Here is a 15,791-nt window from a genome sequence, read left to right as displayed (position 1 = left end):
ACAGGGAGTGGGGGTATGTACGGTAGTGATGAAATGATATTCCGTGTTTTTGATACGGATTCTTTTCCCGACTTTGTTGATTCTTTGGCAGATTTAGCGCCAGCAATTGAACGCGATGTCGCACGCCTACGCGACAACCCTACTTCTCGCGATATCCTGACTGCTCTATTTCGTGCAGTACATAATCTAAAGGGCGACTCAGCCCTGTGTAAGTTAGAACTTGGGGTGCGTATTTGCTTCCCCATTGAAAGCTTGTTGTCGCGGATGCGAGATAACGAGCTAATCTTTACCCCACTGATTGGTGAAGTGTTTTTGCTTGCCTTAGACAGGTTGGAACAAGCCATAGAAGCGCTGGCCGAACACCGCACCCTTGCCCCGCTACATCTGCATGAAATGTTGATTGGGCTTGAAATGCTGTCGGTACAACCGAAGGACCGCATCGAAACCCAAGCAGCAATTTTTATTGAAAACATCACCGGCTTTCGTCCTGTTGCAACACCAGAACAAACCCACGAGCTCAATTTTGCGCCTTTCAGCAGCAATGACGCTATGCCGACTGAGGTTGAACCCGAACCTCATACTAGCCAAGAAGCACAAGATCTCGCTTTTTTCCGCTCACTCGCCCAACAATTAGAAACCCGTTCGCCTCATTTGCTTGGCCGAACAGCACGGGTCTTGAAATTAGCCGAAGAAACCAATAGCGAGGCAGGTTATCCGGTGAGCCCTGCTCAATTAGAGGCGGCGGTATATATGCACGATGTTGGCATGATGTTCTTACCAGAAGCCGTGTGGTTGAAAGTTGAACGGTTAAGCGATAGCGACCGTGCCGTTTTACAATCACACCCCAATTGGGCTGCGGATTTGCTGGCAAGGATGAAGGGATGGGATGAAGCGGCACGAATGGTGCGTGAACACCATGAACGACCGCTGGGTGGCGGCTATCCACAAGGCTTGTTCAGCCCAGATATCTGTGCCGGTGCAAAAATTTTGGCGATTGTTGATGCGTTTGAAGCGGTGAATCTCAAACATAGCCATCGCGGTCACAGCTTATCTGCCTTGCGTGCCGTCGCTGAAGTCAATGCCTGTGAAGATCAATTTGCCCCAGAATTTATCAAACCGTTTAATCAGGTGATTCGCCGTTGGATTACCGGCAATCCTCAGCGTTAACTCGGATATAACTCACGCACACACACCATCACTTTTGCCAATTCAGTTCGTACGGCCTCACTGCACGCGGGACATTGTTCAAGTTCTTGCTTACGCAGTGCGGTTTCGAACTGGCGGGCTAAAACACTGAGCTGATTTGCCCCAATCATGCTGGCCGCACTGACTAAGCTATGCGCTAATAAACGTGCTGCAGCCATTTGCTCTTCGGTTTGCCACAGGCTGAATACGGTTTCTGCATCAGCATAACGCTGTAAAAACATGCCGCATAAGGTTTGATGCAGTTCGGCATTATTCATCAGTTTTTCCAGTGCCATCGCACGGTCAACTGGAAGATATTCGGCAGACATTTAGCTATCCTTTTCTTGTGCAGGAAACAACACGCCGGGGTTAAACAACCCAGTCGGATCAAGCCCCTGTTTAAGCTGTTGCATCACCTGTCGCGCTAATGGCGAGCGATATTGCCATAGCGTCTCTCGCCGTAATCGGCCAATCCCATGCTCTGCCGACAACGTACCGCCAAGCTGGTAGGCCGTTTCAAAAACAATCCGATTGACCCGTGGCTCATCTTGATAGATATCAGCACCACCAGTCTGGCTGACGTTATAGTGCAAATTACCATCACCCAAATGACCAAAAGCGGTGATACGACAATCGGGGAAAGTCGCACGCAACTTATCACCGGCTTGTTGTAAAAACATCGGTACGGCTGATACCGGCACCGCAATATCGTGTTTTAAGCTGATACCTTCACAGCTTTGTGCCTCAGAGATGGCCTCGCGCACCAACCATAGGGCTTGGCGCTCTTTGCGATTTTGGGCAATCACGGCTTCACCATAGCGCGGAGCAGATGGCAACCATTCCAATAATTGTTGTTCAAGATGCGCGTCTTCGCCGCCATCCGATAACTCAAACAACACCGCCCAAGGCGCGTGAAACGGCACGCGGGCGCCACTGATATGGGTTTGCACCAACTGCAAACAGCGTCCTGAAATCAATTCAAACGTGGTTAAACGATCATCAAAGCGCGCTTGTAAGGCATGCAACCACGCCAAAGCCACATCGGGCGAAGCCACTTCAATCATGGCAGTGCAATATGCAGTAGGCAACGGAAACAGCCGCACTGTTGCGGCAGTGACAATCCCTAACGTCCCTTCACTGCCAATAAACAACTGTTTTAGATCATAGCCACTGTTATTTTTCCGCAGCCCTTTGAGTTCGGATAACACCTCACCATTGGCCAATACCACTTCTAAGCCTAGGGTTAATTCCCGCATATTGCCATAGCGCAGCACCGCTGTCCCGCCGGCATTGGTCGCAATATTGCCACCAATGGTACAACTGCCTTCAGAAGCTAAGGATAATGGGAATAAACGTTCAATAGTCTGTGCGTGTTGATGCAGCTCCGCCAGCGTGAGGCCAGCCTCGACAGTCATCGTATTGTTATTCGCATCAATATGACGAATCTGCCGTAAGCGGCGCAGAGACAATACCACTGTCTGCCCTGACGCATCCGGCACACCACCACCAACCAGACCCGTATTGCCGCCTTGTGGTACCAATTGCACACCATATTGCTGACAGCACTTTACTACCTCAGCCACTTCTGCTGTGGTGCTGGGCAATACCACCGCCAAGGCTTGACCATGAAAGCGTTTGCGCCAATCAATAACAAAAGGGGCAGTTGTGGTGGCATCGGTATAGACACATTCATGACCGACAATTTGACGGAGTCGAGACAAAATAGGCGCAGTATCCACAAACTTTTCCTACCCGTTAACGCTGCCAATAGGTTTTGACATTCACAAATTCATAGAGGCCAAACTCGGATAATTCGCGGCCATAACCCGACGCTTTTACCCCACCAAATGGCAAACGTAAATCTGAGCTGGTATAGCGATTGATAAACACGCTACCAACATTTAACGCCTGTCCCAAGTGCCAACCATGTGCTTCATCAGCAGTAAAGATAGAGGCACCTAAGCCAAAAGCGGTATCGTTGGCAATCCGAATGGCATCAGCCTCATTGTGTGCCCGTATCACGCTGGCGACAGGGCCAAAAGTTTCTTCGTGATAGACCCGACACTGTGGGGTGACATGATCGAGTACCGTTGCCGGATAGAAAAAACCACTGCCTTCAGGCATCACGCCACCGATTTTGCACTGTGCCCCATGTTGCACGGCATCAAGCACTTGTGCGTGGAGTTTTTCACGCAGATCGGCACGGGCCAAAGGTGCAAGGGTGGTGAGGTCTTCATTCGGCGGGCCACAACGCAGTTCGGCCACCAGAGGCAAAAATATCGCCATAAAGGCTTCGGCAATGTCTGGCACCAAAATAATCCGCTTGGCAGCATTACACGACTGGCCCGCATCACGGAATCGTGAATGACAGGCCTCTTGTGCCGCCAAGGTTAAGTCTGCATCGGCCAGCACAATCAATGGATTGCTGCCACCCAGTTCTAACACGCTTTTTTTGAGATGTTTACCGGCCAGACTGGCGATATGGCGTCCGGTTTGTGTTGAACCAGTAAAGGCAACAGCATCACTCAATGCAATCGCCTGTTCGACGTGTTCATGGTCAATCCATGCCACTTGCAGATAATCACTTAAATTCGCCTCTGCAATCGCCTGTTCAAGTAATGCCGTAGTTTGTGGTACCGATGGAGCGGGTTTCACTACACAGGCATTGCCTGCCATTAGAGCAGGAATGGCAAATCGCAACACCTGCCACACAGGGTAATTCCACGGCATGATCGCCAACACAATACCGAGAGGTTCAAAAGCAACGGCACTGCGGCTGGCAGACGTGGCAATGGTTTGTTGAGCGAGAAGACGCGGCGCCAAATCAGCGTAATAGCGGATCAATAAAATGGATTTATCAATTTCAGCCAAACACTCTGCCGTCCGCCGCCCCACTTCTTGTGTCACATAGGCAGCCAATCTATCGCGGTGATCGTGCAAACGGTCGGCCAAATTGAGTAAAAGTTGTGCGCGCAGCGCGGTTTCGCTGTTTGCCCACACGGGATGCTGTTGTCTAACTCGTTGAAAGCAAGACAAGAGTTTTTCCGGCGGCCACGTGGGTCGGGTAAATAACACATCCCCATTGGCGGGGTTACAACTGGTAAAGGCGCTCATAATTGTTGCACTGTAACAAAAAAGCGCCACCTTGCGGCAGCGCTTGAGCAGAATATCCGGTTTTATGGACTATTAATAAGCAAGATTAGCGGGTTTTTCGCCGGTGGTGAGATAGTGCAACAACTCACGTGCCGAGCGAATGGCGCTGCCAAACGGCAGGGTTTCCGAACCACGGAAGAACAGCCCTTTATTGACTTCGCCACGGAAAGCCGCAGCCAGTTTCAAATCAATGCAGAACTGACCCACTTTTGACAAGCCATCGCGTAAACCGCATACCGACAAGCAATTCAACCCTTGAGTACAACGGGCAGGATCGGCTTTGGCATTGGCTTGCAACTTGTCTTCGCGGCGTAAATAGCTCTTTAAGAAAGGGGTCATCACACCACGCGCAGGCAAACCGGCCACACTCATAAAATCGACAATATCCTCTGGTTTGGCCTCTGCCAAAACACGTTTGAAATTGTCGTGGGCATCGCCTTCTTGGGTGACTGCAAAAGCGGTACCCACTTGCACCGCTGAGGCGCCCAGCCCCACATAGGTCTTCACTTTCTCAAAACTATTGATACCACCAGCCACCACCAGCGGCACTTTTTCGCGTTCTAAGCCCAGTGTTTTGAATACTTCGAAGGTTTCTTCCAACACACGGGCAAAATCGAACCGTTCGTGGTTGATTTCATCACGTTTAGCAGCACCCAAGTGACCACCGGCATAGCGAGGGTGTTCAATCACAATCGCATCGGGCAAACGATTTTTCTTCATCCAGCGTTTTAATACGATACTGATTCCGCGTGATTCACTCAAAATCGGCAGCAGTGCAACATGGGGGTAATCATTGACCATATCAGGCAGGTCTAATGGCAGACCGGCCCCCATCGTGATGGCTTGAGCGCCCGACTCGCAAGCTTGTTGCACATATTTCGCGTGGGCATCCACCGCCTTCATCACATTGACCGACACGATCCCTTTGCCATCGGCAATGGCTAAAGCCTGTTTGATCTCGCGATCAAGTGCAATCAAATTCAAACGATCATAACCGGCAGCATCGGTGACGTGTGCCGATTCCTCCATTAAATCGGGGTGCAGATGGCGCAAATCGACGCTTGCAATGGTACCAACCGCATTTTCATGCGCCACAGCCCCTGCCAAACGGTGGGCCGAGATACCAACCCCCATACCTCCTTGCACCACGGGTAACAGATTCTGGCCACGCAATACCAACGGAGGAAACACACTGTCTATCATAAAATCCCTAACCCCAAACCAGCAAAAAAGAGAGTGTCTATCTCACCCGCTTTGAACGGTTTGATACAAATCAAACCAGCGGATGAGAGAATTCTAACGTCTTAGGTGCGGAAGCGGTTAACTTGTTGTCCCAACTCACCCGCCAACACACTAATACTCTGGGTGGTGCGAATCGCTTGTTGTACCGCTTGGTCAGTTTGTTGTGCCATCGCGCTAATTTGCTCAACGTGCTGTGCAATATCATTGCTCGCCAACGACTGCTCTGCGGTCGCCCGTGAAATTTCGGCAATCGCCGACATCACATTCTGTGCATTTTGATGAATCGCCGAGATGGCACGGCTGGCCTCTTGAGCCATGCTGACACCGTTATTGATTTGGCTATTGGCATCTTCCATCCCGCTGGTAGCAGCCCGCATTTCGGTTTGAATCGCAGCAATCATCTGTGTGATTTCTTGTGTTGCACTGCCAGTGCGTTCTGCCAGTTTCCGCACTTCATCCGCCACCACGGCAAAACCGCGTCCTTGTTCACCTGCCCGTGCCGCTTCAATTGCGGCATTTAAGGCCAACAAGTTGGTTTGATCTGCAATATCGCTAATCACATTGGCAATGCTCGAGATTTGTTCTGAGCGTTGGTTCAATACCCCCAACGTGCCAGACAGCGATTGCACCGCCGTTGCTGCCGTGTCGATTTCTTTAGCCGTGGTGTTCACCAACGCCGCCACTTGGCTGGCAATTTCCCCGTTTTTCTTCGCCGTGTTTTCGACTTCTTGCAAATTGCTGGCAATGTGGCTGATGCTGACCGTCACTTGTTCAACCGTGGCAGATGTCGCGCTCGCGGCATCGGCTTGTTGCCGTGCATTACTTTCCACTTGTGCACCCACGGTTGCCAGCTGATTCACACTTTCATGCAAAACACCGGCATGTTGTTTCACCTCATGGAACATGCTGCGCAGCTTATCCATAAACTGGTTAAACGCATTTGAGGTTTGGCCGATTTCATCTTGGCTGGTGATGTCTAAACGACGGGTTAAATCCCCTTCGCCTTGACTCAACGTTTGCATGGTGTTCGACAAGCGCACCAAGGGTTGCGACAAGCTACGCAAAATCGCTGCAATCAGTAACAACATCACCCCCACCGCCAATACACTAATCAACAGCGTGGTATTGCGTACTGAGTTGGCTTCGGATAATAGGCTGGATTTTGGAATCGAAACCAACATCGACCACGGAGCCATATTCTTATCAACCGTAATCGGCTGTAAGAAGTGCATGACGCTATTACCATCGGTATAGGTATAAGGCTGACCTGCTTTAATAGCAGCGATAGCTTCTGGCGGGAGATCTTGGGCTGGTTTGGTGATTTTGTCTTTTTCTGGATGTGCTAACCAATTCCCTTCATGCGATACCAACGACAACCACCCATTGCCGTAGGGCTTAACTTGGTCAAGGGTTTTACCAATATTGTCGAGGGAGACATCCACCCCAGCAACACCAACAAAATTAGGATTATTTTTTAAGGTAATGGGCTGCACAATCGACGTCATCAGCACATTTTTACCTTCGATAGGATACAGATATGGCTCAAGAAACGTCAGTGCATTATTCTTTTTTGGGATCAGATAATAATCGCCAGCACCGGGCTTATCATAATCAATCAGTGGGTCAAGAATCAGTTTGTCACCAGAGCGTGCCCAGTAGGGAATGTAACGACCCGTGGCATCGTGGTCGGGTTTGCGGTTGGCAAATTCGGCGTCACGGCCATCAAAAGCATTCGCTTCCCATCCAGTCCACACACCGATCATCCGCTGTCGCTTGCGCAATTCATCACCCAAAATCGCGGTAACGGCATCGCGATCTTTTAAGCCGCGCTCGTGCATGGTGGCAATCATCACTGCCATCGATTCTGCCAAGTCACGCCCCTCATATAAAGGGCTACTGATATTTTGGGTTAGGGCTTGAGCTTGTAATACAGCCGCTTCGGCGCCTTGCTCTAAAATATAACTTTGGTTTGCCCATGTTGCATAACCAATAGAAGCAGAAAACCCTAATATGGCAAGGCCACTCACACTGAGCAAGATTTTACTGCGAAAGCTAAGATTCAAAGACACGATTGAGACCTCCCGCATGATCTTATGATAAGTTGGTGCTTCACTTTTCTGACTTTGTGGAATTTTTGTGTAAGCTTTGTTGTTTTTTGCAATTATATCGCTAGTGTAAGCGATTCTTTTGCGCTTCAACAACTTTTAGTCGCCACTTACCAGAAAAATAAAAAAACTCACTTCTTAACTCAGATGCAATAGCTTCTCAATTAAAAAGTGAGCCAATCACTCAGCAGAGGTCAAAATCATTTAATTAAGTTCGAAAGCGGTTCACCTGTTGTCCCAATTCACCCGCCAACACACTAATACTCTGGGTGGTGCGAATCGCTTGTTGTACCGCTTGGTCGGTTTGTTGTGCCATCGCGCTAATTTGCTCAACATGCTGTGCAATATCATTGCTCGCCAACGACTGCTCTGCGGTCGCCCGTGAAATTTCGGCAATCGCCGACATCACATTCTGTGCATTTTGATGAATCGCCGAGATGGCACGGCTGGCCTCTTGTGCCATGCTGACACCGTTGTTGATTTGGCTGTTGGCATCTTCCATCCCGCTGGTAGCAGCCCGCATTTCGGTTTGAATCGCGGCAATCATCTGTGTGATTTCTTGTGTTGCGCTGCCGGTGCGTTCTGCCAGTTTCCGCACTTCATCCGCCACCACGGCAAAACCGCGTCCTTGTTCACCTGCCCGTGCCGCTTCAATTGCGGCATTTAAGGCCAACAAGTTGGTTTGATCTGCAATATCGCTAATCACATTGGCAATGCTCGAGATTTGTTCTGAGCGTTGGTTCAATACCCCCAACGTGCCAGACAGCGATTGCACCGCCGTTGCTGCCGTGTCGATTTCTTTAGCCGTGGTGTTCACCAACGCCGCCACTTGGCTGGCAATCTCGCCGTTTTTCTTCGCCGTGTTTTCAACTTCTTGCAAATTGCTGGCAATGTGGCTGATGCTGACCGTCACTTGTTCAACCGTGGCAGATGTTGCGCTGGCCGCATCGGCTTGTTGCCGTGCATTGCTTTCCACTTGTGCACCCACGGTTGCCAGCTGATTCACACTTTCATGCAAAACACCGGCGTGTTGTTTCACCTCATGGAACATGCTACGCAACTTATCCATAAACTGGTTAAACGCATTTGAGGTTTGGCCGATTTCATCTTGGCTGGTGATGTCTAAACGACGGGTTAAATCTCCTTCGCCTTGACTCAACGTTTGCATGGTGTTCGACAAGCGCACCAAGGGTTGCGACAAGCTACGCAAAATCGCCGCAATCAATAACAACATCACCCCCACCGCCAATACACTAATCAACAGCGTGGTATTGCGTACTGAGTTGGCTTCCGCTAACAGGCTGGATTTTGGAATCGAGACCCGTAACGACCAGGGCTCCATCGTTTTATCAATCGAGATCGGCTCAAAAAAGTGCATCACATCATCTTGATCGGTAAATTGATAACTTTGCCCAGCCTTAATAGCCGCTAAAGCCTCTGCTGGCAGGTCATTAGCCGATTTTGTCACTTTGTCTTTTTCTGGATGAACCAACCAGTTGCCTTGATTCGACACCAGTGACAACACACCGGTGCCATAGGGTTTTTCCTTGCTCAGCGCTTCGCTAAACGCATCTAGCGATACATCAATCCCAGCAACACCAAGAAACTGCGAACCGGTTTTGTTTGGAATCGGTTGCACAATTGACGTCAACAGCACAGTTTTGCCATCCACCGGATAGAGATATGGCTCGAGGAAGGTCAGCGCGTTATTTTTCTTGGTCAATAAGTAGTAATCACCGGCACCGGGTTTATCGTAATCAACTAACGGTTCGACAATGATTTTGTCACCAGAACGTACCCAATATGGGATATAGCGACCGGTGGCATCATGGTCGGGCTTGCGGTTGACAAACTCAGCATCACGGCCATCAAGCGCATTGGGTTCCCATGCGGTCCAAAGGGCTAACGTATTAGGTCTAGCTTGTAATTGGTCTTTAAGAATCTTGTTGATGAGGTCGCGATCTTTAACGCCGGCTTGTGACAAAGTGGCCAACAATTCAGCCATCGAGCTGGCTAAATCACGCCCACCAAATAAGGTGCTGCTGATATTACGGGTGAGCAATTTGGCATGAATCACCGCTGCCTCACCGCCTTCTTTTAATACATAATTTTGATTCGCCCACGTCGCGTAACCGATGGAGGCAGTAAAACCCAACACGGCAAGACCACTGATGCTGAGCAATATTTTACTGCGAAAGCTAAGATTTAAAGACATGATAAGTGACTCCCGCACTATTTAAGAGTAGTTGTATGCTTCAACCCAATGTTTTATTGTAATTTTCTGTATTTTATTGTTTTTAACAAATGCTTCTCGAGTTTAAGGGATAGCAGCTCACCACCACAAGTAATGCAAAGACCGTGCACAAAATGCGTTAGCTGGCGTATCTTGTGCAACAAACAACAAAAAACACGTCAAGCAAGGAAAGGAAAAAACGTATGTTTGAATCTGCTGAACTCGGGCATAAGATCGACAAGGCACGTTATCAGGAAGAAATGCCAGAATTGCGACAAGCATTACTGGATGCTCAGTATGAATTACGCGAAAAAGGCGATTTTCCACTGATTATCTTAATTAACGGATTTGATGGGGCGGGACGAGGCGAAACATTACACCAGCTAAATGAATGGATGGACCCACGTTTAATTCAAGTCAGTGCTGAGACAGCTTTATTTTCTTCATCCGAAGAATCAGCACAACGGCCTTGGATGTGGCGTTATTGGAACGCTTTACCCCCAAAAGGTAGAACAGGCGTATTTTTTGGCTCGTGGTATTCAGATGTTTTATTTGGTCGGGTGTATGATAAGACCGATGAAAAACAGGCCATGTTGCAAATTGGGCAGATTTTAGCCTTTGAAAAAAAACTGTGTGCCGAAGGTGCGCTGATTCTGAAATTCTGGTTTCATCTCTCAAAAGAAAAACAGAAAAAACGTCTCAAATCTTTAGAAGCCGATAAAAAAAGTGCATGGCGGGTAACAGAAACCGATTGGAATCATCACAAACTGTATGACCGTATTTATCACCAAGCTGAACAATTGCTACGCATGACCAGCACAGGTGAGGCGCCGTGGGTATTGGTGGAAGGGGAAGATGCGCGTTACCGTGATCTCACTGTGGCACGGGTGATTTATCAAGCATTGCGCAGCCGCCTCAACCGTGGCGGAGAACGCCGCCATCATGCCGCTGCCGAGGTTGCCCCACTGTTGCCACCTGTCGATGGCTTGCAATTGCTCGATACGCTGGTTTTAGATCGTACGGTGGATAAGGAAGAATACAAAACTGAACTGGCCGTTTTACAAGGTCGATTACATGAATTAACCCGCCATCCTAACTTCAAAAAACAGGCTCTAGTAGTGGTGTTTGAAGGCAACGATGCAGCAGGGAAAGGCGGCGCAATTCGGCGGGTGACGGCGGCCTTAGATGCCAGACGTTATCGCATCGTCCCGATTGCGGCCCCCAGTCAAGATGAGCGAGCCAAACCTTGGCTATGGCGTTTTTGGCGTGAAACACCGAAAAAAGGCGGCATCACGATTTTCGACCGTTCTTGGTATGGCCGTGTTTTAGTCGAACGGGTAGAAAACTTCTGTTCTGAGCATGAATGGATGCGCGCTTATAATGAAATTAACAATTTTGAACAGCAATTAGTGGCTGGCAATATCATTGTAGTAAAATTCTGGTTGGCTATTTCGAGTGAGGAACAATTAAAACGCTTTAAAGAACGAGAAGAAACAGGCTTTAAGCGCTTTAAAATCACTGAGGAAGATTGGCGCAATCGTGAAAAATGGGACCAATATAAGGATGCCGTATGCGATATGATCGACAGAACAAGCACGCAATCTGCACCGTGGACTTTAGTAGAAGCCAATAACAAATTGTATGCAAGATTGAAAATTTTGCGTACGTTATGTAACGCTTTGGAGAGTCGTTTATTAAAAAGCAACGGATAAGCAACAATTTTCTATTGCGTATTTACAAAGCCCGTTTTATTATGGGCTTTCTTTTTTCATACCAAATAAATGATTGCCATGCTTGATCGCACTTTCGCTATTCATATTGCCTGCGATCAGGTGCGCTGGGTGCCGGTGGGAGAATTTGGCACCGGTTTGCGCACCAAATTGGAACAGGCGATTGCACAGGCACAGAGCCTGCGCTTGCCAGTCTATCTCGATTTATCCGAGGTCAGTGCCATTGGTACAGGCGCTTGTCAGTTGTTATTAAAGGCTATCGAGAGCCTACCTCATGGCGCGTTTCATCTGATCCACTGTCCCCCACTGTTTGCACGACAACTGGGCTTAACCGGCCATACCACGGCGATCACCGCTGAGATGACCCACCGCATCCCCCATGCGGATCAACAGCAGTTGCGTAAAGCGTGGTTAAAACGTACCCATGTGCAATTAGCCCGTGAAAGCGATGGCGCCCGTTTTGGGCATGGCTGGCTATTGGAAGTCAATGCTGGGGCGTTGTTATTCCATTTTTCAGAAAAAATTCTGGCCGGGCGGGCGGTTTATCATTTGACCATCGATGGCTTAGATACCACTTGGCCGTTGCGAATTCGCCATGTAGCGCGTCACAGCGATGCTTGGCGCATTGGTGCGGAGTTTGTGCAAGCACAGGCCGGCCGTGAATTATTGGACGAGTTGGGACAGCAATTATTCTGTGATAGCCCACCACCACTGCCAACGATTGAACCCGTTGAGCTCCCATCCGAGCCGGTGAAAAGCTCACGCATCATTCCTTTTGTGATGCCAACTAAGATCAGTTCTTCTCGCTAACGCGATCAGCTAACTCTCCGAGTTCCTGCTGGAAGAATTGTTCTAACGGCATCGGTCTTGCCACACCATACCCCTGCGCGAAATCGACCCCTAACTGTTGTAGATGCGCTTGTAAAGCAGGGGTTTCGACATATTCAGCAATGGTCTGCAAACCGGTGGCCTGCGCCACATCGACCATAGCTTTCACAATGGATTCATCGACCGAATGGGGTGCCAGATTACGCACAAAACTGCCATCGATTTTCAAAAAGTCAGCAGGCAAGCGTTTGAGGTAGTCAAACGAAGAGAATCCTTTACCAAAATCATCAAGGGCAATTTTACATCCCAAACCGCGCAGCCCCTGCACCAGAGCGCGGGCGCGGCCTAAGTCGCCCAAGGCGCTGGTTTCTGTGATTTCAAAACATAGCTTGTCGGTTTCAATCGGGTGCCGCATTAAACTTTGATGCACAAAATCCACCACGCTGGCATCAACAATGGTTTGCCCTGATAAATTTAACGCACACTTTGCCACTTGTTGCCGATAGTGCGGATGGTTGGCGAGCCACTCGATAGTGCTGGCGATCACCCAATGATCTAACATCGGCATCATACGGAAATGTTCAGCCGCTGGAATAAACTCCCCCGGAGACACTAACTTTCCTGCTTCATCACGCAAGCGCAGCAGGATTTCAAAATGTAAACCGGTTTCAGTTTGTGGAGACAGCGGCAAAATTTTCTGGGCAAATAAGGTAAAACGGCCTTCTTGCAGCGCCTGTTGCAAGCGGCTGATCCAATGCAAACCAGCATGGATTTCTTCACCATAGACTTGTTCCGCCGGCATCAAACCCGGGAGGCGGCGCGCACCGGCTTCTTGCACAGCGGCAGTGGCACGATGCAGACTGGCCTCGTAATCCTCACTGGGCTGGCGTAAGAACACCATATTGCAGCGAATGTCTAAAAAATGGCTTTCCCACGGCACCCGCACTTCGGCCACTGCTTCAGCAATGCGCTCCAATTCAACCAGTGTTAAGGCTTCATCTAGCGGCACCATCAAAATATACATGCCACCCAACAAGCGCCCCGTTGGCCAGCCTGCTGGCAGCTCTTGTTCTAACTTTCGCGCCATCAACCCCAGAATGCGGGCACCAGTGTCGCTGCCAAAAACGATTAAGATCGACTCGAATAAATTGATGTTCAGCGCCGCTAAGGCAAATGGCCGTTGCACTTGATGCCAACGGCGAAATTCTTTTGCCAATCCAGCGTGATTTAACATTCCCGTGGCTGGATCGCGATAGACCGAGGCTTGGCGATGACGCTCACGCTCGCGCCGCAGGGATACCGCCAACAGTGTCAGATGCAGCGTCAGTCCAAGGACAAATAGAAAAATCTGGGCTTGCTCTAAAGCAGGAGTAGAAAGTAAAACACTGATCGGAACATGGACATACAACAAGCCAGCCAACATTGCCAATAACACGGTGGCCGCGACCAAGGCGGCTAATAAAGGCGGCGCCAACAATGACAAAGCCGCTAGCGCGGGCAACAGCAGAAAATAAGCACTCGGCCACCACAGACCACCGAGGGCAATCACTGCACACAACACCACCGCCCCCCATACCAACCACGATACCGCTGGCCATAACGGTAGTTGGTAACGCAACAGCAACACATAGCTCAGCCACAAATTGCCTAATAGCAATACCGGCAAGCCATACGCTAATGTGAATGTCAACCATTGACCACTCTCCGCGCCATATAACAGCACAGCCAACCCCGCTAAACCGGCGGGGATCAGTAATAGCGCAGGCAACATCGTTGCCAACCATGCCGACAATAAAGCCGGCAGCGGTAAGCCAGGCCAAGTTTGGTGCAAAGTATGGCGTAGCATACCGGCAACACCGACCGAGCATACCGCTTGTGCTGCATATAACAGCACGCTTTCATAGCCATGCGGCACACTCCACGGCAGCCATAGCGCCATCCCCACTAAGGCACTCAACCATGCGCGCCAGCCATACCCCGCCAGCAAACACGCCAAGACAATATAATGAGGTAGAAATAAGCTGTAGCCGATGCCCTCTAGCTGAAATGACCATGTCAGCACGCCACAGACAAGACCAATCAACCATGCAAAACTGAGGACAGGTCTGGCACTGGCGGCCGCGTGTAAAGGCGTCAAACGCAAACCGTGACATATCCCACTTAGCGCATGGTGAAAGGGCGAAAAAGTAGCATCAGACATGAGTAGGCCCAAACAATGGCGAAAAAATGCTGAAAACAGCAGTTTTATAATTGATCCGGTAATAATCCCCACTTTAATACAATCGTGGTCATCCGGATAGCCTACAGAGGACAATCCACGAAAGCGAATATGCAATATTTTCCAATCTTTGTTGATTTAAAAGATCGTCATGGCTTATTGATTGGCGGTGGTGAAGTGGCGCTACGCAAAGCGCGGTTGTTAGATGCCGCTGGTGCAAGAGTCACCGTGATTGCCCCAACGATTGATGAGGAACTGCAACGGCTCATTACCGAACGCAGTTGGCACTGCCATCTACGCCCTTTCTCAGCGGCGGATATGCTGCTGTCGCCGCGTCCCACCGTGGTAATTGCCGCCACCGATCAGCCAGAGATCAATGCTGAGATTTCAGCAACAGCGCAGGCGGCAGGGCTGTTAGTCAATGTGGTCGATGCGCCAGCGCTATGCAATTTTATTGTGCCAGCGATTGTTGACCGCTCACCGTTAGTGGTGGCTATTTCTACTGGGGGTCGTAGTCCGGTATTGGCACGATTGGTGCGCGAACAAATTGAAGCGTCTGTCCCGTTGCGTTTTCGCGAGGTGGCGCAATTTGCCAGCGATTGGCGCGATCGTGTCAAACAAGCCTTGCCAGATACCGCCGCCCGACGACGTTTTTGGGAAGCAGTGTTGCGTGGGCCATTGGTCAATTTACTTCATCAGGGGCAACGTGCCACGGCAGATGAAGGATTACAACAGGCGCTACAACACAGCCAACCGATAACCGGCAGTCTCCATCTGTTGGCCTTGGGCAGTGCCGATCCTGATTTACTGACACTGCGCGGACTACAACGCTTACAAGCCGCCGATGTTTTATTCTATCCACATCAATTAGCCGATCATTGGCTCACATTGAGCCGGCGCGATGCCCTCTATCAACCCTATACTGAACAGAGCTCAGCCCTCGGTTTGGCAATAGAGCAAGCACAGCAAGGCCAAAAAATAGTGATGTTGGTCGAGGGTTACTCACTTCCTGCAGAATATGCCGAATTACAGCAAAAAAATGCAGAATTACTAATAGAATGGGTGCCGGCAGCAGGTGGGGCTTGTTAAAATACGGT

11 protein-coding genes are annotated in these 15,791 nt (G+C 49.7%); 4 read left to right on the top strand and 7 right to left on the bottom strand.

Annotated elements, in window-relative coordinates:
* Window positions 1-15 precede the first annotated feature (15 nt).
* Window positions 16-1,167, top strand: a complete 1,152-nt coding sequence (locus ACYVJG_RS06030; protein ID WP_460430254.1) for an HD-GYP domain-containing protein — start codon at window positions 16-18, stop codon at window positions 1,165-1,167.
* Here the strand turns inward: ACYVJG_RS06030 and ACYVJG_RS06025 are convergent.
* The 6 genes from ACYVJG_RS06025 to ACYVJG_RS06000 all read right to left on the bottom strand — a co-directional run bounded on the left by ACYVJG_RS06025 (window position 1,164) and on the right by ACYVJG_RS06000 (window position 9,900).
* Entirely contained in the window at window positions 1,164-1,514 is a 351-nt protein-coding gene (locus tag ACYVJG_RS06025) for an Hpt domain-containing protein (protein ID WP_460430253.1), read from the bottom strand. The two genes, ACYVJG_RS06030 and ACYVJG_RS06025, sit on opposite strands and share 4 nt — an antisense overlap.
* Window positions 1,515-2,924: an FAD-binding oxidoreductase gene (locus ACYVJG_RS06020; protein ID WP_460430252.1), complete on the bottom strand. Its 1,410-nt coding sequence runs from the start codon at window positions 2,922-2,924 to the stop codon at window positions 1,515-1,517.
* Window positions 2,925-2,940: 16 nt separating this feature from the next.
* Window positions 2,941-4,299: an aldehyde dehydrogenase family protein gene (locus ACYVJG_RS06015; protein WP_460430251.1), complete on the bottom strand. Its 1,359-nt coding sequence runs from the start codon at window positions 4,297-4,299 to the stop codon at window positions 2,941-2,943.
* Window positions 4,300-4,371: 72 nt separating this feature from the next.
* Window positions 4,372-5,538: an NAD(P)H-dependent flavin oxidoreductase gene (locus ACYVJG_RS06010; RefSeq protein WP_027405346.1), complete on the bottom strand. Its 1,167-nt coding sequence runs from the start codon at window positions 5,536-5,538 to the stop codon at window positions 4,372-4,374.
* Window positions 5,539-5,642: 104 nt separating this feature from the next.
* Complete coding sequence (locus tag ACYVJG_RS06005; RefSeq protein WP_460430250.1) at window positions 5,643-7,649, bottom strand: methyl-accepting chemotaxis protein; 2,007 nt, start codon at window positions 7,647-7,649, stop codon at window positions 5,643-5,645.
* Between the two features lie 244 nt (window positions 7,650-7,893).
* Entirely contained in the window at window positions 7,894-9,900 is a 2,007-nt protein-coding gene (locus ACYVJG_RS06000; protein WP_460430249.1) for a methyl-accepting chemotaxis protein, read from the bottom strand.
* Window positions 9,901-10,121: 221 nt separating this feature from the next.
* Between ACYVJG_RS06000 and pap the strand changes: the two genes are divergently transcribed.
* Entirely contained in the window at window positions 10,122-11,630 is a 1,509-nt protein-coding gene (pap, locus tag ACYVJG_RS05995; RefSeq protein WP_460430248.1) for a polyphosphate:AMP phosphotransferase, read from the top strand.
* Between the two features lie 78 nt (window positions 11,631-11,708).
* Entirely contained in the window at window positions 11,709-12,458 is a 750-nt protein-coding gene (locus ACYVJG_RS05990) for a hypothetical protein (protein WP_460430247.1), read from the top strand.
* On the opposite strand, the gene ACYVJG_RS05985 is transcribed toward ACYVJG_RS05990, so the two are convergent.
* Complete coding sequence (locus ACYVJG_RS05985) at window positions 12,442-14,676, bottom strand: EAL domain-containing protein (protein WP_460430246.1); 2,235 nt, start codon at window positions 14,674-14,676, stop codon at window positions 12,442-12,444. The two genes, ACYVJG_RS05990 and ACYVJG_RS05985, sit on opposite strands and share 17 nt — an antisense overlap.
* 129 nt (window positions 14,677-14,805) lie before the next feature.
* On the opposite strand from ACYVJG_RS05985, the gene ACYVJG_RS05980 reads away from it, so the two are divergent.
* Complete coding sequence (locus tag ACYVJG_RS05980; RefSeq protein ID WP_460430245.1) at window positions 14,806-15,783, top strand: precorrin-2 dehydrogenase/sirohydrochlorin ferrochelatase family protein; 978 nt, start codon at window positions 14,806-14,808, stop codon at window positions 15,781-15,783.
* Window positions 15,784-15,791 lie beyond the last annotated feature (8 nt).

The sequence above is a fragment of the Aquaspirillum soli genome, assembly GCF_054781915.1.
This window is presented reverse-complemented; position numbering and strand designations above follow the sequence as displayed.